This is a genomic window from Salinarchaeum sp. IM2453 (assembly GCF_019693215.1).
In the GTDB taxonomy this organism is placed as follows: domain Archaea; phylum Halobacteriota; class Halobacteria; order Halobacteriales; family Salinarchaeaceae; genus IM2453.
This window is the reverse complement of the sequence record NZ_CP081183.1, coordinates 1576402-1600933: the sequence shown is the minus strand read 5'-3', so window position 1 is coordinate 1600933 and position 24532 is coordinate 1576402. Positions and strand designations below refer to the sequence as shown.

The following is a 24532-nucleotide window of genomic DNA, read 5'->3' as shown; positions in this document are numbered from 1 at the left end:
CAAGTCGGTTGTTATCATGCATACTAAACCGAAACGGGCATAGGAACAAGTCAGAAACGTCTGTTATGCAACTGGCACGAGTCAAAACAGAGGACGGAGTTATCACGGGCGAGCATCGAGATGGCCACATATATACCGATAATAAAAAATATGAACTGGGTAGAGAGGCAGAACTACTTGCCCCTTGCGAACCGTCAACGTTGTTTTGTGTCGGACGAAATTATGCTGAAACGCTCGAGCAGATGGAATACGAGCGACCAGAAGAGCCAGACTGGTTTTTAAAACACCACGGAGCCGTTATTGCAACAGAAGACCCAATTCAATACCCAGAGTGGACAGAGGAACTAACATACGCAGGAGAGTTAGCAGCAGTGATTGATACAAAATGTACAGACATACAGCCAGACGAAGTCAGCGAAGTAGTGCGAGGATATACGATTATGAACGACGTTGACGCACTTGATCAACCAGGAAGAACAGCACGAAAAGCGTTTGATGGATCAGCACCGCTCGGACCATGGATTGAAACTGACATTGATCCGGTAGGAATAGAAATGACAACCCACATCAACGGCGAAATGAGACAGTCAGCCAATACAAAGCAAATGTTATTCAAACCGGCTGAACTTATTTCCCACCTCTCGAACCGATACACGTTTCAGCCAGGGGATGTAGTTGCATTCGGAAGTCCAGCAAACCCTGGTCTAATTGAACCTGGTGACGAAGTCAAAATCTGGTATGAGGGTGTTGGAACATTAGAGAACACAGTAGCAAGCAATGAGTAGTGTATAGGACTATGACCGTCGCATTACTCGGGATTGGGGCAGACTCAACAAATGTTTCACCAGTTCCACCAATCTACCCCGATAATTCATTTGAGTATCTTCCAATACCGGAGTCCGACCCGACAGTTGAATCAAAAACATATGGGTCGATTGAGCTACGGCATCAGGAACGATCAGCTGCAGAATTTTTCGATAAGATTGACCCGTCTGGGAATGGGGAACATACGGTGAGCGGAGATCAAATGGAAGAATGGCCAGTTCACCATGACCCAAATTTTGATGCTTTGACTTACGGCGAAACTGGAAGCAGACCAGCATACACAAAGTTACTACGGTCGCTTGAGCAAGGAGATATAATCGCGTTTTATACGGGCTTGAAAAACGAGCAAAGTCACTCATACACGCATCGGTATCTGATTGGATATATGACTGTAAATTCAGTTTGTGATATTCAAGGAATAAGTGACCAGATCGGAACAAAAGGGGGAGCCGCAGACATAAAAGATACATTTCGGGAAAATGCACACATCAAGCGGTTCAACGCAAGCGGGAAGATAGACAAAGAAGCAGTACTTGTTGATGGAAAGACCCCGGGAGGCAGGCTTGAAAAAGCAATTCGAATCAGCAAGCATCAAGGAAGAGGGCATCATTACATGACAGACAAGGCACAGCAACTGTTACAGCCAGTCCCAGGGGGAAACCAAGATCGAAACGCCTACCTTGGTGGTATAAAGAAAGCGCATAAATTACAAATCGAATCACAGTCATTCGCAAGTTGGATTGAAACGCATACAACAACTGTTCCAGATGGTTATTGGCTACGAACCTGACTAGGTTTATAATAGATTCCGAGGGAAGCAATCCTGTGCCACAGAACTGTCTATACTGCGGGAAACAACTTGGATCACGTAGTTCACTATGTTACTCCTGTGCATCCACCGGAATCTCAGCGGATGAAGTTGAAGGATATGATGAGAAGATTCGAGAAAAGGTCGAAGAGTATTTTATTGTCGCAGCACTTCGCTGTGCAGATTGTGGGTCGCTTCATGGGACTGTCGAGGTTGGCGGGGAGATATATACAAAGGAAACACTCAACATCAGCACGACAGCAGAGTGGAATCAAGAGATGGAAAAAAGAGAGCGATGGATTGAGCAAAACGAAGCAAAAGTAAAGGCGATCTTACCAGTGCTCGCTGTTGAATGGCCAAATTCAGTCGCCGCTTTGTATGGAAGATTGTCTTGATCCTAGAGGGATGCAAACTTGGTTTATTGCGGGGAGTGAAAACTTAATCACCACAGTCGAATGATGCTACGGTGAATGGTACAACTTCCACTTGGGACAGAGTCAATATCCGTCAATTTGCCCAACGTCAAAATAGCACAACCAACAGGAAACGAGGCTGTTGAAATACAGGCGGCGTTAGTAGATGCCATATCAAATCCACATGGAGAGAAGTTACAAAAACAAGTTTCAGAAGACGATACAATTGCCATTGTTACCACAGATAGAACTCGGTCGACGCCGACAGAGACACTAGTATCGGCACTGATAGAGCGGCTAAACCAAGCTGGAGTTGCAAAAAGTCAAATAACAATTGTAGTTGGAACCGGATTACACGCGGAATTAAGCAGCCAAGAATTAAATGAACTATTAGGATCACACGCAGAGTTAGCGGTAAATCACGATGTTAGTGATGTTGTTACAGTTGGACAAGTAGACGGTGTACCCGTGGAGGTCAATCCTGTTATATACGAAGCCGACACTGTAATCACAACCGGAATCGTTGAGCCGCATCAATATGCAGGATTCTCTGGCGGAGCAAAAACGGTGGTTATTGGAGCTGGAGGTGAGGAGCTTATCAGGTATACACACGGTCCTAAGATGCTAGACCGAGATGGTATACGGCTTGGGAGGATTATGGGGAACCCATTTCGAGAGGCAATCAACAAAGCCGGAGATCTGATTGGGATTGATTTTTGCGTTAATATCACGCGTTGTTCAGGTAATATAACTGGTGTAAGTGCTGGAGATCACACAGCTGTCTTAGAAGAGTTAGCATCAACAGCACAGGAGGCGCTGGCTGTTCCGATCAAGAAGACATACGATACTGTTATCGCCGGCATTGATGGCCCAAAAGATAAGAACCTGTACCAAGCAAGTCGAGCGGCAACATACATTGCGCTTGGAGCAGTAAACCCACTCAAAGAGAACGGAACGATCATCGTTCCGGCGAGACTTGAAAACGGGGCTGGACATGGTGCGGGAGAACAGCGATTTTACAGGGAGCTTATTAAATCGGAGTCACCTGAGGCGCTGTACAATAAAATGAAGGATGGATACGACCCGGGAGCGCAGCGAGCGTTTGTCTTATCCCAGGTCTTGCAACAGCATACAGTGACGATTACGAATAGCGAACACCCACAAGTAGTCACAGAATGTCACATGGAAGTAGAAGAAAGTATCAACACAGCAATTGACACAGCAGCAGATATACTAATTGTTCCAGACGCAATCAACACCCTACTAATACCAAAGAAATAGTGTTGAGACCTACGATGATTCTTGACTACTTGTTGCCGAAGCATTTTCATCGCCATCACCAATTTCAGATAACACCCGCTGATGGAACTCTTGTAAAACTGCACTTTCATCTTCAGCGAGTACGACATCGCTGGCTGCGAGTGTTGCTAATCCAAAGGCTCGAGGAGTAGGAGTATCAACGGTCATGCTGTGGACAGAAAGGTCCCCAGCTTGAATGCGCTGGCAGAGCCATTCTATGGCATTTATATCAAGCTTGTCTTCTAGGATTTCCCGATAAGTTTCTTCAATGACGGCAAAGTCATCAAGATCTTGGGCGTAAGAAAGCATCATTTCACTTGAAACTTGTTGCTGGCTAGCTGACTTCTCGGTCCCCTTGTAACGCTTGAGGATCATAAGTGATCGAGTTGCATTGATTCGGAAATAACGCTTAAGCAAATCTGTTTCATCTAAACTCGCTCGTAATTGTTGTCGTACGGAAGTTGGATCAAGGTTTTCTATGATTTCGACGAGGTCTACTTTACGGTTAAGCGGCATTGAAACGGTAAATCCGTTATCGGCAACAGCAACAGAAATATTTGCTGTTGTCTCCTGTGCACATCGGTACGCGAGTAGCCGAGAAAGTCCGTCATTAAATTTTCGTCCGTAAATAGTACGGATATGATAGTGTCGGCGATATTCGTCTCGGTCTAGTTCTTCCTCAATGACGAACCGACGATCAGTACTGATGCTTTCTTCTCCTGCAAACTGAACCTGGTGGACGTACATTTGGGTGAGTGCTCGAACAGAATGTTCGTCCAGCGGAAGATCAGCAAGCCATGATCTAACCGCATCTTTCCCGTCATGCCTCAATATGGAGAGTAAATCACGCTGAAACTGGAGAATTTCACGTCCAAGATCAAATGAGAGAGGCAGTCGTTCGCTATACCAAGAAGGAACAGTTGGACGTGCCGATGTCCGGTCGACATATACCTTTGATCCACGTCGATATCGATACTCAAAGTGTTCTCCACCAAGAACAAACACATCTCCTGTTTCTAATGTATCAAGGTACTCTTCATCGAGTTGTCCTACCCATTCGTTGCCGGCACGCGTAAATACATCCACGGAGAAGCTGTCTGGGATCGTACCGATGTTTGTCATGTATATCATCTGGGCAAGACGACCTCGCTTGCCAATCAGTTGTTCACCGACCTCGTATTCATCGTAGTGATGTTCTCCAGATGGTGGATCGTTGGTATCACGCCAAACTTTAGCGTAGATATTCCGGTCCTCCATACCACTGTATTCTGCTGTCAAATACCGTAGAAGCTGATCAAATTCGTCGTCAGTATAATCCTGGTATGGATAAGCACGTTGGAGGATACCCTTAATTTCGTGTTCCGGTCGGATCGCGTTGATTGCCATACCATAGACATGCTGTGCGGCCACGTCCTGAGCCCGTTCAGGAATATCAACTGAATCAACAAAACCCTCTTCAGCTTTTTTCACCATGACAGCGCATTCAACAAGTTCATCTCGGTCAAGAGCGATTACTCTCCCTGTAACAGTCTGTCCGACGCGGTGGCCTGCCCGACCAACACGTTGTAAAAGTTCAGCAACTGACTTTGGAGATCCAACTTGGACAACCAAATCGACATGCGGCATGTCAATTCCAAGCGCCAGACTGGTCGAGGATGTTACAACATCGAAATTACCATTTTTCAGCCCTTCCTCGATGTGCTCTCGCTGGCTCTTCGATAAGCTTCCGTGGTGGCATCCGGAATTAGCCTCATCATAATTGAAGTACTCACGAAGGTTATGGAGGATTCGTTCGGCACCAGATCGAGTATTTGCGAAGACAATTGTATTTGTATGCGACTCAATTAGATCGTGCAGTTGCTCATAGAACTTCTCAGTTACTGTTTCAGGAGCTGTACCGATCAAATCGTCCACTGGGGTGAGTAGTTCTAAATCAAAGTCACGAGCAAAACGAGCATCAACAATTTCAAACTCACGAAATGAACCATTGGCTTCTGATTTACCAACCAGAAATTTTCCAACCTCATCAAGTGGCTCAATTGTGGCAGAGCATCCAATTCGCGTTGGTGATGTATCAGTAAGTTCCTCTAATCGCTCAAGACTAACAGAAAGATGTGTTCCTCTTTTATTATCAGCGATCGAGTGAATCTCATCAACAATGATATATTCAACAGTCTCAAGCTTTTGTTTGAACTTTGGAGAGTTAAGCAAAATCGCTAGCGTCTCAGGTGTAGTATTGAGGATGTGTGGCGTCTGGTCAAGCATAGCTTGCCGGGCCTGTTGATCGGTATCCCCATGCCGAATCGCATGCCGAATGTTAATCGATTCTTCTCCACGTTGTGTTGCGATTTCATCAATATCAGAAAGTGGTTCAGTTAGATTACGATAAATGTCATTAGCAAGAGATTTTAATGGAGAGATATAGAGACAGTACACAGAATTTTCAAGCTCGTCTCGGCGTTCACGGCGAATAAGTTCATCAACAATGGCGGCGTGGCTGGCAAGAGTTTTGCCACTCCCAGTTGGCGCACAGATGAGCACGTTTGTATCATCTGCAATCAAAGGAATTGCTTCCTTCTGTGGTGGGGTAAAAAGACCGTTATTCTCCGGAACATATTCACCAAACGATTCGACCCACCATTTCTGGAGAACGGGCGTAAACTCTTCAATGATTTCACTATCAGCGACATCCGCTGGATCAAGTTCGGCAGGAAGGTGCTGCCGCCAAGTCATCGAGATATATTGAACACTGAGCCGGTAAGTGTATTCTCATCTTCAGTAGCTATTGCCTGTTCTTAAACCTCATAACGGTTAATTCCATCTGCAATGATGTCAGTCTTCTCGAAATCAGGTTATGCATCACTTCCTCACATCGCTTGTAAGGTCCTATTTGCATACAGGACACAAAAGACCAACAATCGTATGAAAGCAAAAACGTAATTATACGTCATGCGAGTTACGTTTCTTGGGACGGGCAGTGCAATGCCGGCTGGTAAACGTATGCAGACCGGGATTGCTGTTCAACAGGACGAACAGTCGATATTAATTGACTGTGGGTCAGGGGTATTACATCGACTAGAGGAATATGGACCAGGATATGAAGAAATCTCTACAGTGTTATTAACGCATCATCATCTCGATCATATTGCTGATTTGATGCCACTATGTAAAGCTCGCTGGTTATCAGGGGAAGAAGATCTAACAATTATCGGTGGAGAGGGGACAAAGACACTCGTAGATAACCTGTTTGAAGCTCACGAATATATGCAGGATCGGCTAGATATTGAAGTAAGAGAAATTGAAGCGGGATCTCATGAAATTGCTGGGTTCAATATCCAAGCCCGAGAGACAAAGCATTCGCTTCCCTGTTTTGCGTATCGCATCGGTGATTTTTTTGCGTTCAGTGGCGATTCCGAACCCTTTGAAGAGCTGGGAACATTTTTTGACGAGGTAGCCGTTGTTGCCCATGATTGTTCTTTTCCTGATGAAGTCGAAGTTTCAAATCATCCAACGCCTGAAACGCTCGGAAAGATGCTGTCAAAGTCAAACCCGGAGATTGGAAGACTATACTTAACACATCTATACCCGCACACAGAAGGAAAACACGAAGAAATGCTAGATTCATTGCAGGGATATATCGACACAGATGTACGAATTGCTGAAGATGGACTATCAATTCAGATTAACAAGGATCCATAAAGTGTTGAGCCTATACTGGCACACAACCATCAGGTACAAGTTATTGAGAGAGCTTCCTGCAGAAAAGCAAGTTAGTTGTCGTTAGTCAAGAAGGTCTAAGTCTTCAGCTACGAGATCGGCAATATACTCTTTGATTTCCGGGGTGACAGTGGCAACAGTATCACCACCGTGATGCTCCTCATTGTGGTCAGCAAGTGTTGATTCAACATCGGAAAGAGGGACAGTAGTCTCGGTGTCGCATTCGGGACACATAACGGGGACATCAGGTTCTTCATCGGCCATAGTTAGTTATGAAAAATCATGGAGATATAATCTTCTTTTCGGTGACAATCCGGTTGACGAGTTCAATTGGGGTCGCATCGTATGATGGGTTTTCAATAGAGAATCCTTCGGCGGGCTCCCGGAGCACTTCACTTGCATCACGGTAGTCATTTTCAAATACGAAACCAGATTCAATCACTTTCGTGCTAGCGCCAGTTACATAAAACGGTGTATCTACTTGTGCGGCAGCGGCAGCAATTGGGAACGTGCCAACTCGATTATACAACTGATCATCGACAACACATGTCATTCCAGTAAGAACATAATCACATTCATCAACGTATGAGCCTGCAGCAGAATCGACTATAAGCGTAGCGTCAACAGAGTCAATCTTGCCAAGCTCTCTGGCTGTCTTTCGACCAAGATTTCGGGGACGAGCTTCTGTCACATATATCTGAAGAGAGATATTCTGCTCTGCCGCCTCCCGGATAGCTGCCATGACTGTTGTAGAAAAGTCATGAGTAAGAATGGTATCCCCATCGGAGAATAATGATACAGCATTCAATGCAGCATCCTGTTTGGCTGTCTGGATACGCTCAGTTACGGTATCAATTGTTTCTGCAAGTGCATCGACTGCACCTGTAACCGACGTGTGATCGGTATCAAGAACTGCATCCTCAATTTCACGGAGGGCAGTTTCAAGGGTAGCATGTGACGGATTGGCTCTTCGTAACACTCCGATATTGTGTTCGAGGTCGCGCTTGAACTCAGAAACCGTGGATCGGTCACGAGTGGTCAACGTGTGGAGTGCCTCAGCAGCCTTGATGGCCACCTCAGAGGAGCTATGGGTACGCATTGCCTCGATTTCAGCGGCAGTCTCATCTATCATGGCTATGTCACAATGACGTACCCCAGAGCAAAAGGCCTTATCGGAAAGTCTTGTACAAGCAACGGGGAATGAGGGGAACCGATATTGCACAGCAGACCATAGTATACCTGAACAATATAGAGATGACAACAAGGATCGAGCAGACATACACGTGCCCATATTGTGACACTATCCATGTTCTAAAACGGCCAGCAATTCTTAATGATCAATCAGTGACCGCAACGCCGATTGAAAAGTACGAGTATAGTTCATTAACAGATGAGAATAGAGAAGAAAAGGATGGTATTGCGCTGGTCTGTGGTGTAGATGACCGAATAGGAACAGAACGGGAACACCCAGACGGATGTGGACGGCAATTTTACCTTAATTTTATCACATATAAAGACGGCAGTCGTGTCAAAAGCGGACCGTGGCTTGAAGATGAGCCTCGGTTTGATTTCCAAAGATAGTTGAAAAACACGATGAGGACTCATCAAATTCTGTTACAACAGATACCGGGAGACTCGTTGTGCTTTCTCGGTTATCCTTTGATGTTACAAACCGGATATGTACGAGCAACTTTGTCGCCAATTCCGAGTTCATCGGACACACGAACGACTTCGTCTACGTCTTTGTACACACCGGGAGCCTCCTCAGCAACAGTAGCACCACTCTGTGCTCGAACATAGATTTGCTGCTGGTCTTCCAGTGCATCACGAACATCTTCCCCCCAATATTCTTTTTTAGCTTGAGTGCGGCTCATTAGCCGACCTGCCCCATGCGCGGTCGATCCAAATGAGATATCAAGTGATTTGTCGCCACCGCGGAGAATATAGCTACCAGCACCCATACTACCAGGGATAATAATTGGTTGCCCAACATCTTTATACACTGAAGGAAGCTCTGGATGGCCACGCGGGAACGCTCGAGTTGCGCCTTTTCGATGGACATAGAGTTCGCGTTCTTTACCCTCAACAGTGTGTGTCTCTTTTTTTGCAATGTTATGTGCGACATCGTAGAGAAGCTCCATATCAAGCTGCTCCCATGGTCGGTCAAACACTTGTTGGAACACTTGTCGAGTACGATGAGTGATAAGCTGACGATTTACCCATGCAAAGTTGATCGCTGCACACATAGCCTGATAATAATCTTCAGCTAACTGAGAACCGGCAGGAGCGGCTGCCAGCTCTTTGTCTGGAAGCTTGTTAAGCAGGCCTTGGTGCGCTTTCTCAATCTCTCGTAGGTAATCATTACATGTCTGGTGGCCAAGCCCGCGGGAACCGCAGTGGATGAGGATGACAATTTGGTCTTCTTCGAGACCAAACTGTTCAGCAACCTCATCACGATAGATATCAGTGACACGCTGTACCTCAAGGAAATGGTTACCACTTCCAAGGCTCCCGACTTGATTTTTACCTCTGTCTTTGGCATCCTGAGTGATTTTATCAGCGTTTGCCTCTGGCCGATACCCTTCATCCTCACAATGTGCAAGATCAGATTCAACACCGTAGCCAGCGTCAACCGCCCACTTAACTCCGCGTTCAAGAATCTCATCAAGCGTTGATCGGTCTACCTCAACAATCCCACCTCCACCAAGTCCGGACGGGATGTTTTCAAAGAGAGTATCGACAAGTTCCCGTTCTTTACCGCGAATATCAGCATACGTAAGATTAGTTTTTATCATCCGGACGCCACAATTGATATCGTATCCAACTGCACCTGGAGAGATACATCCGTTTTCAGCGTCAATTGCGCCGACCCCACCGACTGGAAATCCGTATCCTTGGTGGCCATCCGGCATACAGATAGCTGGTTCGACAATGCCAGGGAGATGAGTAGTGTTTTTCAACTGCTGAAGTGTTTTGTCTTGGGCAATCTCTTCAAGCAACGGTTCACTTGCGTAAACTCTAGCTTTGACGCGCATATCGCCTTCACGAGGGATTTCCCATACATGCTCACGAACTTTCTCTATTGTGATATCATCGGCCTCGAAAGTAGTCATATATTTTTCTATGCATAGAACGCCGGTAACGGTTACGGAGAAAATCAGACAGATATCAGAGCAGTATTTGAGGAATGAACTATCCGTATACCTGCTTGTCTCCCTTGGTCGTTCCTTGATAACGGGGACATAGCCTGTAAAAGTTAAAATACGTCACGTATCTTCTGAGCAGCCTGCTCAGGGGATCCAACTGCAGGCAATATGTGCGTTTCATCCCCAGATTTAACAACAAGGTCGCCTGCTGAGACAACCCGACTTAGCAGATCCTGTTGAACAGTGACAGATCCGCTATTGAGCGGGATTCGAGTAATTCCACCAAGGGGTCCTCGCCGATATTTATATACAGCATGGTTGGTCACAGCATAGTGTGTCCAAATCCGACGAAGACCAGCAAGAAGTGCAACCAGTAGTCCGATATTGATCGGCGGTAAGCCAAGAATAAGACCGAGAAGCAGCGAACCACCGGTAAGACCGGACCAAAGAATTATACCCCCAGTGGCTGCAAGTGTCACTCCAAGAAGGAAGAGTCCAAATGCAAGTACATAATGTGACCGGCCGGTCCAGAGCACAGTTTCCTCGTTAGTAATTGAATTCCAGTCAACCGGTGACATTAGTATAAATATATACGATACACTTGGATAAGTATCGTTATTTCAACTGAGACACTCAAACATCGAATACAACATAGAGAGACCAGCTATCATCGGTCTTTGCGACATTCATCTCAGAATAGGTTACAGCCTTAATCTCACGGGCAGTAACCTCAGAAAGTGGTACGCCCCGAGTCGACGCTTCTACAATCCAATTGCCGTTTACTTCAGTAACCTTGGCGGTATTATCAACTGGTAAGATATGTTGGACATCCCGCTGTAGAATAAGCTCATCGAGATACTCAAATAGTGCTGCTTCCTTTGATTCGCCCTCAGCTTCGATGCTAATGCGGTCTCCAGTATCTGGAATCTCATCGCAGATTGCAGCAGCCATGCCATCCGCGGCTGCCGCAAAAGCATTACCAAGTGTTTCGCCAGTCGCCTCAACAGCGATATCAGCGGTATGATCGACGAGTTTGTAGGTCATATCTATATGTTTATGATATAATTGTAGTCTACTGCAAAAGTTATTCTTATTCTGAAATAATTGTGTGTGTGTGTAGTTCAAATAAACTTCCGCATTATCAGTAGGTTACGAGACATTTGAGACAAAGGTTTTGCTCTCCAGAGCAGAAAAAGCATGATCAAGACATATTGAGTGCCCCATATTTGCAAAGTCAACTACCTCGGATTCGAGTTCTGGAATATACAATCTGCTTTCTCAATATATAAACGGCAATTGATCCATTCCCACGGCTAAAGCTGAATCCTTGCTACCTCAAAAACTGTAAGGCTAAAAATCAATTGAGCCGTCAATAACTGTTATATAATCCAGTCTGCTAGAGTATTGCAGTGAGCGTCAATCTACGAGCCGTCGTGATTGAACCCGGGGAAGACGACTACCTCGAAGAAGCGTGGGAGCTCAAAGAGCGGATTCGGAGATCAGAGGGTATTCTAAAACAGCGGAAGGGCTTTTTTGCGGATTCATACCGACGGGCGAAAGTTCATGCAATTATTATCGACGGGGAACTGGGGGGGTTTACTGCCGTGCGGCCAGATGGGTATATTCTTTTTCTCGCAATTGATGCCAGATATCGAGGAAAAGGACTCGGCCGACAGTTGATTGAACGTGTTGCAAAGAATCACGAGACAGTTACGTGTCACGCACGAGCAACGAATGAGCAAGCACTAAAATTCTACCAATCAGTCGGGTTCGAAGCAGAGCGTCATATCGAAGGCTATTACGAGGATGGAGGAGACGCATATTATCTTCGTCTTGGAGGAGAGGGTGGGATTACGGATCGAATCTCTGAAATTCTCCGCTAGTTCGGCATTATTTTAGCCCCATCATGCATATGCTTCATTGATGGAAGACCGGACCCGAGCGTATCTACGCGGTCGTTTTCGAGACTACTACCGACGAGCCAATGTATTATCGCCTCCAGATGCTGGACAACGCGAATGGGGATATATTCCATTTTCGCCTGACGGAACAACGATGGTACGGCATCAGTCGTTGGTTGACATCGGGTCTGTAAGTGAGTTTCTTGCTGACCGACGTCCACGGCACGTATATTTTTCTGCAGGATATTACGAAACGCCAGGAGCACAAACAATGGAAGAAAAGAACTGGCAAGGTTCAGATCTGGTGTTTGATCTAGATGCGGATCACCTGCCAGGAATCAACCCCGATGAAACAACGTACAAAGCGATGCTCACAGCGTGTAAGGATGCGTTAATGAGGTTGCTCTCTTTTATTGAGGAAGATTTCAATTTTACTGATCTTACAGTTGTCTTTTCAGGAAGTCGAGGGTATCATGTACATGTTCGGGATGAGAGTGTAAAGAAATTAGATCGAGAGGATCGACGGGAGATTGTTGAGTACATACGAGGTGTTGACGTGGGAGTCGACCAGATTATTGACACAGAGGCTGTTCAAGGAACAGCTGGTCGAAAAAGTCCAGCAGAGAAACGAACGCTTCGAACAAATGGTGGCTGGGGACGACGAGTCCACGAGCAGTTGGTTGAGTTAGTTTCGGAACTACAGACGATTGATGAAAAGCAAGCTACAATGCGTTTACAGTCGTTTGAGGGTATTGGCACAGAGAGTACGACAGCAATTTTACGAGCAATACAAGAAAATCCTGATGCAATCAAGCAAGGAAATATTGACTTGCACTCAGCCTTTTTAAAAATAGTTCGTAAGTTAACTGAAGAAACAATCAAGAACGAACGAGCTCCGATTGACGAGCCGGTAACGACAGATACTCATCGTCTAATCCGGTTACCTGGAAGCCTACACGGTGGAAGTGGGCTAAAAGTACAGCGGATTGACCGGGATGAAATCTCAGACTTTGATCCATTAGTCGATGCCGTCCCAGAAGCATTCACAAAACACGACATTACAATTGAGATAACTGATTTATCTGAGTACCCCCCATATGATGAAGACTCATGGGGTAAGATTGAATTAGGTGGGGATAGTTTTGAACTAACAGAGGGCCTCGATTCGTATCCAGAATACTTGGGTGTCTTCCTAATGACCAGAGGCCACGCTGAAAAGGAAAAAGAATGAATCTAGATGAACTGCGCTCGGTTCAGTCCCGAGAACGGCAAATGGACGACCTCCAAGCGTTAGAAGATAATTTCTATGCCAAAGTTGGGAGATACATCAGTGAACTCGAATCCGAGCGTGAAGATCTCGCCGAAGAGGTTGATGATCCATTTAGTTCAACAGAGATTCGGCGGTTAACAGATGAAATTGAAACAGCGAAAGACGTCACAAAGTCAATATACGAACGTCGGATGGGAAAAATCGTTAAAAACGCATCCTTGGACGCTGCCGGATACAAAACAGAACGAGAAGGCCTGACAACAGAAGAAGAACAATTACTCAAAGATCTTGTTGCTCGCATCGAGCAAAACAAATCGAACGTACTGGACATCCTTAGCGGAGAATCACCATCAGACAGAGAGAACAATGAAGAGAATGTAGATACACAATCCGATTCAAACGCTACGACACGGCACACAACAGACACTGAACACTATACCTCGGATGAATATTCTGAGCCTTCGGAGTTTCCGGATCCTCCAAGCCCACAGGAAGAACAGGATAAATCAGAGTCTCTTGATAGAACAGAATCTGAGTCTGTCAGTGCTGCTGACATGATGCAGTCCGATCAAGACCAGACAGACAAAACAACAAAAGATACTGTTGAGGCTTCGACAGACGGAGGAAAAGAGCATTTGACAGCAGAGGCAGATCAGCTAAGTAGAACAACGGTTCAAATTCTGGATGATATTGGATCAATTGTCGGGATTGATGAATGCGAATACGATCTTGCAGTTAACGACGTTGTATCATTACCGGAGAAAAATGCGGAGCCACTGATTGATGGTGAGGTCGCAGAACCGATCGATTAAGAACGGTGAATACAGGACAGGTCAGCAGAGTCTATCTACTGGAACGTTCTGCCAAGCTGACCAGTTGTTTCCGGTTCCGTTCGCTCGAACTTTTGCTCAATTTCTTTGTACTGTTCTCGGACATCAGGGGTCACGCTTGGGCTGACCTCATCGAGTGCCGCTTCGAAGTGTTCTTTGCTAATAAGGACGTTTCCGACGCTTTCAGCGATTTCATCTGGACTAACAGTATTGATCAGTTCACGGCTGGCAGCCATGGAAGCTTCACGACAGAGGGCTTCTATATCTGCACCAACAAAGCCTTCTGTTTCTTCAGCAAGCCAGTCAAGATCAATATTGTCTGCAAGCGGTTTATTTCGGGTATGCACCTCAAGGATCTTTCGTCGGGCTTCCTCATCTGGAACAGGTACATGGATATGTCGGTCAAGACGGCCCGGTCGAAGAAGCGCATTATCGATCAGATCAGGACGGTTTGTCGTTGCAATCACAACAACATCTTCCATTTCCTCAAGACCATCTAACTCTGTGAGGAGTTGTGAAACGACTCGCTCGGTTACGTTTGAGTCGCTACCGCTACCACGTTCGCCGGCGATTGCATCAATCTCATCAAAGAACACAACTGTTGGTGCATTTTCTCGGGCTTTCGAGAAGATTTCGCGAACACCCTTCTCAGATTCACCTACGTATTTATTCAGCAACTCAGGACCTTTGACGGAGATGAAATTCGATTGGCTCTCGTTGGCAATTGCTCTAGCGAGCAATGTTTTTCCGGTTCCTGGTGGACCATAGAGCAATACCCCCTTCGCCGACTCCATGTCCATTTGTTCATACACTTCAGGGTACTCAAGCGGCCATTGTATTGTTTCCTTAAGTCGCTCCTTGGTATCTTCGAGGCCACCAACATTTTCCCATGTCGTATCTGGAACCTCAACAAAGACCTCTCGTAGAGCAGACGGCTCAATACCTTTGAGTGCTTCCCGGAGGTCGGATTCGGTAACTTGTAGTGCATCAAGTGTTTCTGCGTCGATTTCATCACTTTCAAGATCGATTTCTGGGCGAATTCGTCGCAGAGCATTCATTGCGGCTTCTTTTGTGAGACTCTCAATATCTGCCCCAACAAAACCATGGGTGTTTTCCGCATATTCTTCAAGATTAATCTTATCGGAAAGCGGCATTCCACGAGTGTGGACTTGAAGTATTTCATGTCGACCTTCCTTGTCGGGGACACCAACCTCAATTTCCCGATCAAATCGGCCGCCACGTCGAAGAGCCGGATCAATATCGTCGATACGGTTGGTTGCTGCAATAACCGTTACCTGCCCAAGTTCCTCGAGTCCATCCATCAACGAGAGTAGCTGTGCAACAACCCGTCGTTCAACATCGCCCTGCGTTTCACCGCGTTTGGATGCAATTGAATCAATTTCATCAATAAAGATAATAGCTGGTTCGTTTTCTTCAGCTTCTTCGAAAACTTCCCGTAGTTGCTCTTCACTCTCACCGTAATATTTGGACATAATCTCTGGGCCAGAGATAGTCTGGAAGTGAGCGTCAATCTCGTTTGCAACTGCTTTAGCCATGAGGGTCTTACCAGTGCCAGGCGGGCCGTGGAGGAGAACTCCTTTTGGAGGTTCAATACCAAGTTGGCGGAATAACTCTGGGTGCCGCATCGGCAATTCAATCATCTCCCGAACCTGTTCAAGTTCGTTTTCGAGACCTCCAATGTCTTCGTAAGTAACATCTGGGACACCCTCTGGAGCAGATTTGTCTGATGTTATCTGCTCGGCAGGTGTCTCACTGATTTCAATTTCAGTGGAATCGGTTATGACGACGGTGCCAGATGGCTCACTTGAGGCAATCTTGAGTGGGACCGATTTCCCAGAGCCTGATAGTGGGCCGAAGGAAAGCGGGAACGGAACCGTTTGACCTTCTGTCACTGCACGTCCGCTAAGCTTATCTCGGACAAGAGGACTGATATTACCGCGAATACGCAGGTTCTGCGGAAGAGCAACAGTCACCGATGTAGCAGGTTGCACATCAGCAGGTTCGACAGTCACTTGATCATCAACGCTGACACCAACTTCCTGTCGGAGTCGTCCGTCGATACGAACAATGCTCTTGCCACGATCTTCAGGATAACTTGGCCAGACTCGAGCTACGCCGCGGCCATCGTCCGGACCCTGGAGTAAAACGTAGTCTCCGTTCTCGACTTCGAGTTCTTCCATCGACGCACGATCAATAGCAGCAAGTCCGCGTCCAGCGTCTTTCTGTTTGAGTGGTTTAACAGTAAGCTCCATAGTTTATGCCTCCTGTTTGATTGTTAGGACTCCATTTTTCATAAACACTTGTTTCGGAGTAGTGTCAAGATCAATCTCGTGTTGATCATCATCAGTAACAATGATAACCGTCTCCTCAACAACATCAACAGATGCATCAGTTGATGGACCGAGATCAACGACAATTTCAAATTCATCAGACCAAGATACCGTGCGAACACGGTGATCTAAACGGTCTTGTAGCTGATTAGGGTTCATAGTAACATTAGGTAAGTGCTTATATTATATAAATGTTACGCGCATCCGTACAAAGTAGTCAAAATTGGGGTAATTACTAAACGGAAGAAGCCAACTACCGTTCTGATTTTCAGTAGTATTTGGGAGCATTTAGCCATATTCGGTCGTAGTGGCGAGGATGTACTGTGTGACACTCCCGCTGGGCGACTGCTGCCCGGTGTTACGACCGTAATTTTGCTGCAGTTCACCCGGGTCTGTCTCTCGTCGGTCCTCCCTGGGGACGGGAACTGTGTGTCCTCACCGTACCGCTAATTATCTGGATAGGCGAAATAATACAATATAAATTTTAGGCTAAAGGTACTATCCTAAGTGGCGGCAATGACGAGTATTTTGCCCCCGCACTGAGCCCCTTGTGATGACGGGTTCAACTGAGCCGCCACATTATGAGATTATATGCGATTCGTACGACAGTATAGAATAAAATCACACCTTAGACGCAAGACCGCGTGAACTCACCCGGGTTCAAGACCCAGATAGTCGCTTTTACCGTCTATACAGGAGCAGAAGAGCAACACAGATATCGACATCGAGGGGACTGTTTTTGGTTCTGTCAATACAAGATAATATATGGAAACCATTACTCAGTATGAACGAGAGATAGCATACCGTTTCCACGAAGGAAATGGTGCGGGCCTTACGGTTCTTTTTGTCCATGGGAGCGGGGGAACTCATACAGTGTGGAAACAACAGTTTCAGTTACGAGCAGACTGGTCAGTTGCTGCTATTGACCTAAGTGGGCACGGTTGTTCAGAAGATATAACGGCAGATCCAGGGTTTGAGACACTTTCAGCGTATGCTGATGACATAACTGCAGTAGCAAAAGAGGTTAATGCAAATGTGCTTGTGGGATGTTCGCTTGGAGGTGCAGTGATACTACATCTACTTGCAGAACGGGATACAGACATAACGGCGGCAGTTATCTCCGGAACCGGTCCAAGAATGCCAGTACTGAATAGCGTGCGCGAATGGCTAGAGACAGACTTCGATCGAGCAATTGAATTTCTTGATCAGCCTGGTGGGCTATTCTCCAAAGCAGGCACAAAGCGGGCAGAACAGGCAAAACAACTAATGAAGCAAACTGGACAGGAAGTAACATGGCGGGATTTTGAGACATGTCATCAGTTCGATATTCGCGATCGTGTTGATCAAATCCAAATACCAATCCAACTAGTCGCTGGAGAGAATGATAAGCTAACGCCACCAGCAGAGCATGAGAAGCTGCAGAAATTATTACCAGAAGCAGAGTTAGACATAATACCAGATGCTGGACATCTAGTGATGCTTGAGCAACCAGAAGCAGTGAATAGTAGTATCAGTGCGTTTTTACAGAAGATTGCGTCTGAATGAGATTCATAGCTTATTCCTCCTCAGAATTGGGAAATGAACCTGATCGAACCGAATCGGCATACTCCTCAACAGCAGACAGGATTTCTCCTCGGACATCACCAAATTGTTTAGCAAATGAAGGAGCCCATTCGTTAAGTCCCACAACATCGTTGAAAACCAGTACCTGACCGTTGCAGTCGTTGCCAGCACCAATGCCAATCGTTGGAATGGAAAGTTCCTCAGTTATCTCGGCTGCAAGTTTTGCTGGGATATGCTCAAGCACAAGGGCAAATGCACCGGCCGATTCATGTTGTCGGGCAAGATCAAGGATTCGTTGAGCCTCCTGTGGTGAATCACCTTGCTGAGCATATCCTCCAAGTTCCTTAACGCGTTGTGGGGTAAGCCCAAGATGTGCCATAACTGGGATCCCGAGCTCTACCAAATCTTGGGTAAGGTCTACGGTATGTGATCCACACTCAATTTTTACCGCATCGGCTCCCGTTTCTTTAAGAACGGTTCCACAGTTTTCGATGCTCGTTTGTCGATCGGTGCCGACACTTAAGAATGGCATATCAGCGACTATGAGAGTATCATCAGTGCCACGAACAACAGCAGCGGTACGGCTAAGAATTTCTTCCATCGTTACCGGAATTGTCGTATCATATCCCAAAACGGCATTGCCCATGCTGTCGCCGACAAGAATTATATCAATACCTGCCTCTTCGACAAGACTGGCTGTAGGAGCATCATAAGCAGTGAGCATTGTCAACGGTGGGCTATCAGAATATGTTCGTATATCCTGAACTGTGAAAGACATAGATGATGGTTAGATAAGAACATGAATAAATGCACAGAATTTGGCCACTGTGAAGTGCCTTGGGGTCAAGCCCCGTGGCATTCGTCTTGCAATTCTGTAAATTGGCTTTAATTCTGGTAGGCTAAATCACCATTCTCAGGGAGCGACCAACGGTAGCGAGTATGTAAGAGTAGTTCACTTTACTACCATTATAGGCAAGATACGATAGCCTTTAGGGGGTGACGAATGAAATCTACAAATATGGCAATTAAACCGGGATACGTCAAAAAGACAGGCGAGCTCATTATGGAGCGATATCCTGAAGCAGTATCGACTAACTTCGAACATAACAAAGAAGCAGTAGAGACACTGACAAACATTCGATCAAAAGGCGTTCGAAACCGAATTGCAGGCTACATTGCTCGAAAGGAACGCGCTAAACAGTATCAATCCTAATTGGTCAAGTTACCGCACTGCAAGAGCATCCACCAACAGCAAGTGCTGATTAGATTTTATTATATAGACGTACTTTGATAATGCATTGGCTTATTCACAAGTACAGTACTAACTATCAGATGTAGTATCATGGGAGGTCACTATGTCTATGTTGTTCAATGCACAGATGGCACATTTTACACTGGATATACAACCAACGTCAGACGACGGATTAAGGAGCATAATAATGGGGATGGAGCAAAATACACACAAGGGAGAAATCCGGTCTCACTTGTTCATACAGAAGAATTTGAGACGCAAAGTAAAGCGATGCAACGGGAGTATGAGATAAAGCAACTTAGTAAATCGGCAAAGCAAAAACTTGCTGAGGGCGAGAAAGATAATCGTGGATAGTACTGGGATTTTTTAATAATGCATGTTGAATCGGAAATATGGATGTTGCATTTGGGACCGATGGCTGGCGAGCTACTCGTCAAGAGATTACACCAAATCGGTTACATGCCATCGCTGAAGCAATCAGCAAGTACCTGCATGAAGTAGGGAAAGACGAAAAACCGGTGGCTGTAGGGTACGACGCTCGAAGGCATGCTGAATCGGATGCACAGGAACTTGCTCGAGTACTGGCAGCAGAAGGGCATGAAGTTCTATTTGCAGATCGGGATTGTCCGACACCATCGTTAGCCCATGGAATTGTCGAGCGAGGGCTCGCTGGGGGGATCATGGTTACTGCATCGCATAATCCTCCAGAATACGGTGGGGTAAAGTTCATACCAGAAGACGGGGCACCAGCATTGCCGGCAGTTACTGACACAATTGAATCATATATTGATAAGCCAGAATATACGTTAGATGATCCAGCAACCATCCGTAAGGTCGACTTTCTGACACCACATATAAGAGCAGTACAAGATAGAATAAATGCAGATCTAAATGGACTAACTGTTGCGTATGATGGGTTATACGGAAGCGGACGAGGAGTTACGGATCAAGTACTCGAGAATGCTGGAGCCGAAGTACTGCAGTTTCGGTGTGACCGAGATCCGGAATTTGGAGGAGAAGCCCCTAACCCGACAGCTGATCGACTAGAGCAAATAATAGATGCAGTCAATTCGGGAGAAGCGGATATCGGGATTGCTAATGATGGTGACGCAGATCGAATCGCCGTTGTTACTTCGAATGGGTATGTTGATGCAAACAAACTTTTTGGCATTTACTATACATACTTACTTCAATCAGAGTCGGGACCAGCAGTGAGAACAGTTTCCACGACGTTTTTAATTGACCGCATTGCACAGGCACACGCCGAAGACGTTGTTGAAACGCCAGTTGGTTTCAAATGGGTTGCTAAAGCGATGGATGAGAATGATGCGTTAATCGGTGGAGAAGAAAGCGGCGGCTTTACAATCAGAGATCACGTGCGAAACAAAGACGGGGTTCTTGCTGGATTGCTCGCATGTGCCGCTGCTGTAGAACAACCGATTGAAGAATGGATCGACGAATTACTTGAACAACACGGAGAGATTCACCAAGATCGAATAAGTATTGATTGCCCAGATCATCTGAAAGCAGAAACAATGGGCAAAATCAGCGATAATCGTCCGGAATCAATCGCTGGAGAGTCAGTTACGAATGTGAATACAGCAGACGGAGTAAAAATGCTACTCGCAGATGGAGCTTGGATACTAGTTCGGCCGAGTGGGACTGAACCGAAGCTTCGCATCTACGCAGAAGCGGATACTGAAATCCGTGTTGAGGAGTTGCTTGAAACAGGGCAGGAGTTTGTCGTCGCACAAAAAACAGCAGTTCAGGAAGATTCATAGTGAGCATACACACGTTGATCTGTGCTCCATAGAGGTCGAAAGCCAAGCGATGCCCAAAATGGCCAGGTATCTGACTGACAGCTCATCGTGAGAACTCCGTATCTGTCAATAGCGGTCTTTACTAGCTCAGTTCCAATCCCGGAATTACGACGTCGCTTGCGAACAACAATAGCCTCGATATGTGCACCATACGTAGTCTCACGAAGTACGATTGCACCGAGAACTGTGTTGTTGCTTCGTTTGACATATACAGAGCTATCCGCGATCCGAGCGGGGAGGTCATTGACAATAAGGTGAACACTATCGATTAAACGGCGGAGCGCAAGACGATCATCAGGAGTTGCTTTTTCAATCATCCGCCAGCAACAAGTCGGAGAACGGTCAGTTCGGTTTCGGTAACGTGGCCATCACCTGGGACAGGTTGACCATCGGAGAGAACAGTTGCCTCCTGCGGTGAGAAACCAAGTTGTAGAAGAATATCGTCGTATGTTGCACCGTTCTCAACAGTAACGACATGTGTATCATCTCCTTTCACGTCAACGGTTACTTGCATGGAAGTAGTTTGAACGTGTAGTAAAAAGAGTATATCGCACCGTTACTCTGGCTTCTCAAGAATATGGATATATCTAGTAAGCGATCCGTGAACATACCGCTGGAGGACCGCAGGTACAGACCATCCTACCGATTCTGCCGCAGGTTTCCATGATTGATCTGCGACGACAACCGCTCGATTGGTTACACGGTATACTTCTGCCAGAGTATCATTGACAAGTGAAGAGAGTGTCTCCCCTTCAATTACTGATTGACGTCCGTATGGGACATCAAAGGCAACAGCATCAACCGCCATATTACAGAGCGGGAGCTTAGTTGCATCAGCACGGAAGACATCAGTCTGTCGTTTAGAAAGATATTGGGTGAGATTTTCCCGTGTCCCGTTGACCATCTTTAACTGTATATCACATCCAATGCACTCCGCACCGATTAAGCCAGATTCGATAAGAGTTCCACCGGTTCCACACATTGGATCTAAGAACCTATCACCAGATGTTACACCAGCAAGTGTGACTAGCGTACGAGCAATCTGTGGGTCCATACTTCCTGGTTGAAAGAAAGGTCGATCAGTTGGCATACGGGTGTGAAAATCCCGAGAAGTCCGATGGTCAGACCATCCAATTACACAAATTGAATCAGATTCAACACCACTCAAGTAGCCAGTTCGCATTGGATCGTGACAGTGGACTGGATCAGCAGCAGGATCGCGACTAATGTTCCCATCAGCAAATAACACGCGAAGAACGTGATCTGGGTTGTCGAGATCGACACTAAAACCGTGATCAACAAGGACAGATCCAAGCTTACGCTCAGCACGCTGGGTGTCGATGTTAGCTTGTGCCCGAACATCGCGGGCACGAACCGCAACAGTTCCTGACCGATTAAGCGAAGCAGATTTCAGAGATTGGCAGGCATCGTCAACAGAAGCATTAGTACGGCTAACTAGTGGACCAGCGGTTCGTGTGAGTGCTAGTGATTGAAGTCGATCTGGATCGAGATCAGTTGCGATTCCAACCCCAGGTCCCACAATGGCGATATCATCAGTAGCATATGTCGCTTCAAGTGCCGCAAGGACATCATCTTCGCCGGCGAATTCAAGCCAATACACATCGAAACAGAGCCAGTATAACAAAAAGAACATGACGGTTTTTCCCGCGGGCTTTTGCCAATTGGAGTAATAGAAGACATATGGACGACCATCCAGTAGATATTGAACAATTTCAATCGCGGCGATCAACAGTATACGGACAACAAGGCGTCGTCGCAACCAGTCAGCCATTAGCAGCACAAGCTGGAATCTCTATTCTTCAGGATGGGGGAAATGCGTTTGATGCAGCTGTTGGAACAGCTGCGGCATTGAACGTAGTTGAGCCGACATCAACAGGGATTGGCGGAGATGTCTTTGCAATGTATCGGACTGCTGATGGGGAAATTGGAGCTATGCGATCATGCGGTGGGGCACCACAAGATGCAACAATTGAAACGATTCGGGATCGGATGGATGGCGATAACCCGTCAATGCCCGAAACAGGACCACACACGGTAACAGTGCCGGGCACAGCACGAGGGTGGGAACAGACAATCGAAGAGTTTGGCATTCTGTCGATGTCTGATGTTCTTGAACCAGCTATTCAGTATGCAATTGACGGATATCCCGTGAGTGAAGTCATTTCTGAACAGTGGAAACCAGCAGAGAAATTATTTCAGACAAGCCATGCAAAAGAAGCATACTTGATTGACGGACGGTCTCCTCAGGTTGGAGAAGAAATACGATTACCACGACTGGGCAAGTCACTTGCGAAGATTGCTGACGAAGGAGCAGATGTTGTGTACGAGGGTGAAATTGCAGAAGCAATTGTTAATGAAGTCCAAGAACATGGAGGCGTTCTTTCGATGAACGACATGGCATCATTTGAACCAGAGTTCATCGACCCGATCAGTACAACGTACAACGGTGCAACAGTATATGAGCTCCCACCAAACAATCAGGGACCAATCGCTCTTGAGGCACTGAATATCGCCGAGGAGCTGGACGTTGGTGATTATGAAAATGAGACAGAACGTATACACTACCTAATTGAGGCAATGAAACACGCATTCCATGACGGTCATTACTATATCACTGATCCAGAGTACAAAGAGGTTCCAGCACTTGAATCAAAAAGATGGGCACAGAAACGTGCTGACCGAATTGAATCAACAGCGTCTGATCCGACCCCTCAAATGATTGATTCACCAGCGGAGGATGCGGACACAGTGTTACTCACTGTTGCAGATGACGAAGGCAACGTAGTTTCGTATATAAACTCTCGATTCATGGGATTTGGATCTGGGCTGGTTGCTGGAAATACCGGGATTGCATTACAAAATCGAGGAGCCTCATTCACACTTGATCCAAACCATCCGAATTGTTTAGAGCCTGGAAAGCGGCCATTCCATACGCTAATTCCAGGACTAGTACAATTCGATGAGAATGACTGGGCAGCATTCGGAGTGATGGGTGGGTACATGCAGCCACAAGGGCATCTGCAGGTCCTAACAAACCTAATTGATCAAAGACAACCACTACAGCAGGCACTAGATTCCCCTCGATGGCGGTATCGTTCAGAGGGAGTTATCTCGGTTGAGCCAGAATTCCCGGATGAAATCTCTATTGGGCTCTCACGGAAAGGACACAACGTCCGTGTTGACTCAACGACTGCATTTGGCGGAGCACAAATCAGTCGTTACAATGATGCCACACTATCAGCAGCAACGGAACCACGAAAGGATGGGAATGCACAAGCGTACTAAACAAAGGGATATTTGAACACAGTTGGGATAT

At 46.3% G+C, this 24532-nt stretch carries 26 protein-coding genes; 14 read left to right on the top strand and 12 right to left on the bottom strand.

The genetic code is table 11. The annotated features are described in order from the left end of the window. The first annotated feature begins 65 nt into the window (after positions 1-65). The 4 genes from K0C01_RS07710 (at position 66) to K0C01_RS07695 (ending at position 3327) form a co-directional block, all read left to right on the top strand. Complete coding sequence (locus K0C01_RS07710) at positions 66-785, top strand: fumarylacetoacetate hydrolase family protein (protein ID WP_221169138.1); 720 nt, start codon at positions 66-68, stop codon at positions 783-785. 11 nt (positions 786-796) lie between these two features. Continuing rightward, positions 797-1615, top strand: a complete 819-nt coding sequence (locus K0C01_RS07705; protein WP_221169137.1) for an Nmad3 family putative nucleotide modification protein — start codon at positions 797-799, stop codon at positions 1613-1615. A 35-nt stretch (positions 1616-1650) separates the two neighbouring features. Next, positions 1651-2028, top strand: a complete 378-nt coding sequence (locus tag K0C01_RS07700) for a hypothetical protein (protein WP_221169136.1) — start codon at positions 1651-1653, stop codon at positions 2026-2028. Between the two features lie 75 nt (positions 2029-2103). Further along, entirely contained in the window at positions 2104-3327 is a 1224-nt protein-coding gene (locus K0C01_RS07695) for a lactate racemase domain-containing protein (protein ID WP_221169135.1), read from the top strand. Positions 3328-3336: 9 nt separating this feature from the next. On the opposite strand, the gene K0C01_RS07690 is transcribed toward K0C01_RS07695, so the two are convergent. Continuing rightward, positions 3337-6078: an ATP-dependent helicase gene (locus K0C01_RS07690; RefSeq protein ID WP_221169134.1), complete on the bottom strand. Its 2742-nt coding sequence runs from the start codon at positions 6076-6078 to the stop codon at positions 3337-3339. 216 nt (positions 6079-6294) lie between these two features. Here K0C01_RS07690 and K0C01_RS07685 point away from each other — a divergent pair, with 216 nt between their 5' ends. Further along, the gene (locus tag K0C01_RS07685) at positions 6295-7044 is read left to right on the top strand and encodes an MBL fold metallo-hydrolase (protein ID WP_221169133.1); all 750 of its coding nucleotides are present in this window, start codon (positions 6295-6297) and stop codon (positions 7042-7044) included. 81 nt (positions 7045-7125) lie between these two features. On the opposite strand, the gene K0C01_RS07680 is transcribed toward K0C01_RS07685, so the two are convergent. Together K0C01_RS07680 and K0C01_RS07675 are read right to left on the bottom strand one after the other, a co-directional pair. Continuing rightward, positions 7126-7326 carry a DUF8149 family protein gene (locus K0C01_RS07680; RefSeq protein ID WP_221169132.1) on the bottom strand — a complete coding sequence of 67 codons (201 nt, stop codon included), beginning with the start codon at positions 7324-7326 and terminating at the stop codon, positions 7126-7128. A gap of 16 nt (positions 7327-7342) precedes the next feature. Next, positions 7343-8194, bottom strand: coding sequence for an eIF2B alpha/beta/delta subunit family protein (locus K0C01_RS07675; protein ID WP_221169131.1), 852 nt, complete (start codon positions 8192-8194; stop codon positions 7343-7345). Positions 8195-8262: 68 nt separating this feature from the next. On the opposite strand from K0C01_RS07675, the gene K0C01_RS07670 reads away from it, so the two are divergent. Further along, entirely contained in the window at positions 8263-8643 is a 381-nt protein-coding gene (locus K0C01_RS07670; RefSeq protein WP_221169130.1) for a DUF7969 family protein, read from the top strand. Positions 8644-8714: 71 nt separating this feature from the next. Here K0C01_RS07670 and K0C01_RS07665 read toward each other — a convergent pair whose 3' ends face one another. From K0C01_RS07665 to K0C01_RS07655, 3 genes are all read right to left on the bottom strand, one after another. Further along, a complete protein-coding gene (locus tag K0C01_RS07665; protein WP_221169129.1) occupies positions 8715-10175 on the bottom strand; it encodes an RtcB family protein in 1461 nt (486 codons plus the stop codon). 143 nt (positions 10176-10318) lie between these two features. Then, positions 10319-10786, bottom strand: coding sequence for a PH domain-containing protein (locus K0C01_RS07660; protein WP_221169128.1), 468 nt, complete (start codon positions 10784-10786; stop codon positions 10319-10321). Between the two features lie 55 nt (positions 10787-10841). Then, positions 10842-11252: an archease gene (locus K0C01_RS07655; protein WP_221169127.1), complete on the bottom strand. Its 411-nt coding sequence runs from the start codon at positions 11250-11252 to the stop codon at positions 10842-10844. A 365-nt stretch (positions 11253-11617) separates the two neighbouring features. On the opposite strand from K0C01_RS07655, the gene K0C01_RS07650 reads away from it, so the two are divergent. From K0C01_RS07650 to K0C01_RS07640, 3 genes are read left to right on the top strand one after another with little or no spacing between them, the layout of a single operon-like run. Continuing rightward, entirely contained in the window at positions 11618-12091 is a 474-nt protein-coding gene (locus tag K0C01_RS07650; protein ID WP_221169126.1) for a GNAT family N-acetyltransferase, read from the top strand. Between the two features lie 40 nt (positions 12092-12131). Beyond that, complete coding sequence (priS, locus tag K0C01_RS07645; RefSeq protein WP_221169125.1) at positions 12132-13340, top strand: DNA primase small subunit PriS; 1209 nt, start codon at positions 12132-12134, stop codon at positions 13338-13340. After that, positions 13337-14191: a hypothetical protein gene (locus tag K0C01_RS07640; RefSeq protein WP_221169124.1), complete on the top strand. Its 855-nt coding sequence runs from the start codon at positions 13337-13339 to the stop codon at positions 14189-14191. Before priS ends, K0C01_RS07640 begins: the two co-directional genes overlap by 4 nt. A 35-nt stretch (positions 14192-14226) precedes the next feature. Here the strand turns inward: K0C01_RS07640 and K0C01_RS07635 are convergent, their stop codons facing one another. Together K0C01_RS07635 and K0C01_RS07630 are read right to left on the bottom strand one after the other, a co-directional pair. Beyond that, complete coding sequence (locus K0C01_RS07635) at positions 14227-16482, bottom strand: CDC48 family AAA ATPase (protein WP_221169123.1); 2256 nt, start codon at positions 16480-16482, stop codon at positions 14227-14229. Between the two features lie 3 nt (positions 16483-16485). Continuing rightward, positions 16486-16719 (bottom strand): DUF7127 family protein, encoded by a 234-nt coding sequence (locus K0C01_RS07630; RefSeq protein WP_221169122.1) that lies wholly within the window; start codon positions 16717-16719, stop codon positions 16486-16488. A gap of 606 nt (positions 16720-17325) precedes the next feature. Here K0C01_RS07630 and K0C01_RS07625 point away from each other — a divergent pair. After that, positions 17326-18105 (top strand): alpha/beta fold hydrolase, encoded by a 780-nt coding sequence (locus K0C01_RS07625; RefSeq protein ID WP_221169121.1) that lies wholly within the window; start codon positions 17326-17328, stop codon positions 18103-18105. Between the two features lie 10 nt (positions 18106-18115). Here K0C01_RS07625 and panB read toward each other — a convergent pair whose 3' ends face one another. Then, entirely contained in the window at positions 18116-18901 is a 786-nt protein-coding gene (gene panB / locus K0C01_RS07620; protein WP_221169120.1) for a 3-methyl-2-oxobutanoate hydroxymethyltransferase, read from the bottom strand. Between the two features lie 240 nt (positions 18902-19141). On the opposite strand from panB, the gene K0C01_RS07615 reads away from it, so the two are divergent. From K0C01_RS07615 to K0C01_RS07605, 3 genes are all read left to right on the top strand, one after another. Next, complete coding sequence (locus tag K0C01_RS07615) at positions 19142-19336, top strand: 30S ribosomal protein S17e (protein WP_221169119.1); 195 nt, start codon at positions 19142-19144, stop codon at positions 19334-19336. 129 nt (positions 19337-19465) lie between these two features. Next, positions 19466-19729: a GIY-YIG nuclease family protein gene (locus K0C01_RS07610; protein WP_221169118.1), complete on the top strand. Its 264-nt coding sequence runs from the start codon at positions 19466-19468 to the stop codon at positions 19727-19729. 38 nt (positions 19730-19767) lie between these two features. After that, positions 19768-21156 carry a phosphohexomutase domain-containing protein gene (locus K0C01_RS07605; RefSeq protein ID WP_221169117.1) on the top strand — a complete coding sequence of 463 codons (1389 nt, stop codon included), beginning with the start codon at positions 19768-19770 and terminating at the stop codon, positions 21154-21156. On the opposite strand, the gene K0C01_RS07600 is transcribed toward K0C01_RS07605, so the two are convergent. Genes K0C01_RS07600 through K0C01_RS07590 form a run of 3 tightly spaced genes read right to left on the bottom strand, consistent with a single transcriptional unit; the run spans position 21141 to position 22816 of the window. Continuing rightward, positions 21141-21512 carry a GNAT family N-acetyltransferase gene (locus K0C01_RS07600; protein ID WP_221169116.1) on the bottom strand — a complete coding sequence of 124 codons (372 nt, stop codon included), beginning with the start codon at positions 21510-21512 and terminating at the stop codon, positions 21141-21143. The genes K0C01_RS07605 and K0C01_RS07600 overlap by 16 nt on opposite strands. After that, complete coding sequence (locus tag K0C01_RS07595; RefSeq protein ID WP_221169115.1) at positions 21509-21709, bottom strand: ubiquitin-like small modifier protein SAMP2; 201 nt, start codon at positions 21707-21709, stop codon at positions 21509-21511. The genes K0C01_RS07600 and K0C01_RS07595 overlap by 4 nt, the downstream gene beginning before the upstream one ends. Before the next feature lie 42 nt (positions 21710-21751). Beyond that, positions 21752-22816, bottom strand: a complete 1065-nt coding sequence (locus K0C01_RS07590) for a THUMP domain-containing protein (protein WP_221169114.1) — start codon at positions 22814-22816, stop codon at positions 21752-21754. An 80-nt stretch (positions 22817-22896) separates the two neighbouring features. Between K0C01_RS07590 and ggt the strand changes: the two genes are divergently transcribed. Further along, entirely contained in the window at positions 22897-24501 is a 1605-nt protein-coding gene (ggt, locus tag K0C01_RS07585) for a gamma-glutamyltransferase (RefSeq protein ID WP_221169113.1), read from the top strand. Positions 24502-24532: the final 31 nt, after the last annotated feature.

Excerpts from the sequence above, each read along its gene's own strand:
- K0C01_RS07710 (WP_221169138.1), top strand. The coding sequence starts at position 66 with ATGCAACTGGCACGAGTCAAAACAGAGGACGGAGTTATCACGGGCGAG.
- K0C01_RS07705 (WP_221169137.1), top strand. The coding sequence starts at position 797 with ATGACCGTCGCATTACTCGGGATTGGGGCAGACTCAACAAATGTTTCA.
- K0C01_RS07695 (WP_221169135.1), top strand. The coding sequence starts at position 2,104 with ATGGTACAACTTCCACTTGGGACAGAGTCAATATCCGTCAATTTGCCC.
- K0C01_RS07690 (WP_221169134.1), bottom strand. The coding sequence starts at position 6,078 with ATGACTTGGCGGCAGCACCTTCCTGCCGAACTTGATCCAGCGGATGTC.
- K0C01_RS07685 (WP_221169133.1), top strand. The coding sequence starts at position 6,295 with ATGCGAGTTACGTTTCTTGGGACGGGCAGTGCAATGCCGGCTGGTAAA.
- K0C01_RS07680 (WP_221169132.1), bottom strand. The coding sequence starts at position 7,326 with ATGGCCGATGAAGAACCTGATGTCCCCGTTATGTGTCCCGAATGCGAC.
- K0C01_RS07675 (WP_221169131.1), bottom strand. The coding sequence starts at position 8,194 with ATGATAGATGAGACTGCCGCTGAAATCGAGGCAATGCGTACCCATAGC.
- K0C01_RS07670 (WP_221169130.1), top strand. The coding sequence starts at position 8,263 with ATGAGGGGAACCGATATTGCACAGCAGACCATAGTATACCTGAACAAT.
- K0C01_RS07665 (WP_221169129.1), bottom strand. The coding sequence starts at position 10,175 with ATGACTACTTTCGAGGCCGATGATATCACAATAGAGAAAGTTCGTGAG.
- K0C01_RS07660 (WP_221169128.1), bottom strand. The coding sequence starts at position 10,786 with ATGTCACCGGTTGACTGGAATTCAATTACTAACGAGGAAACTGTGCTC.
- K0C01_RS07655 (WP_221169127.1), bottom strand. The coding sequence starts at position 11,252 with ATGACCTACAAACTCGTCGATCATACCGCTGATATCGCTGTTGAGGCG.
- priS (WP_221169125.1), top strand. The coding sequence starts at position 12,132 with ATGGAAGACCGGACCCGAGCGTATCTACGCGGTCGTTTTCGAGACTAC.
- K0C01_RS07640 (WP_221169124.1), top strand. The coding sequence starts at position 13,337 with ATGAATCTAGATGAACTGCGCTCGGTTCAGTCCCGAGAACGGCAAATG.
- K0C01_RS07635 (WP_221169123.1), bottom strand. The coding sequence starts at position 16,482 with ATGGAGCTTACTGTTAAACCACTCAAACAGAAAGACGCTGGACGCGGA.
- K0C01_RS07630 (WP_221169122.1), bottom strand. The coding sequence starts at position 16,719 with ATGAACCCTAATCAGCTACAAGACCGTTTAGATCACCGTGTTCGCACG.
- K0C01_RS07625 (WP_221169121.1), top strand. The coding sequence starts at position 17,326 with ATGGAAACCATTACTCAGTATGAACGAGAGATAGCATACCGTTTCCAC.
- panB (WP_221169120.1), bottom strand. The coding sequence starts at position 18,901 with ATGTCTTTCACAGTTCAGGATATACGAACATATTCTGATAGCCCACCG.
- K0C01_RS07615 (WP_221169119.1), top strand. The coding sequence starts at position 19,142 with ATGGCAATTAAACCGGGATACGTCAAAAAGACAGGCGAGCTCATTATG.
- K0C01_RS07610 (WP_221169118.1), top strand. The coding sequence starts at position 19,466 with ATGGGAGGTCACTATGTCTATGTTGTTCAATGCACAGATGGCACATTT.
- K0C01_RS07605 (WP_221169117.1), top strand. The coding sequence starts at position 19,768 with ATGGATGTTGCATTTGGGACCGATGGCTGGCGAGCTACTCGTCAAGAG.
- K0C01_RS07600 (WP_221169116.1), bottom strand. The coding sequence starts at position 21,512 with ATGATTGAAAAAGCAACTCCTGATGATCGTCTTGCGCTCCGCCGTTTA.
- K0C01_RS07595 (WP_221169115.1), bottom strand. The coding sequence starts at position 21,709 with ATGCAAGTAACCGTTGACGTGAAAGGAGATGATACACATGTCGTTACT.
- ggt (WP_221169113.1), top strand. The coding sequence starts at position 22,897 with ATGGACGACCATCCAGTAGATATTGAACAATTTCAATCGCGGCGATCA.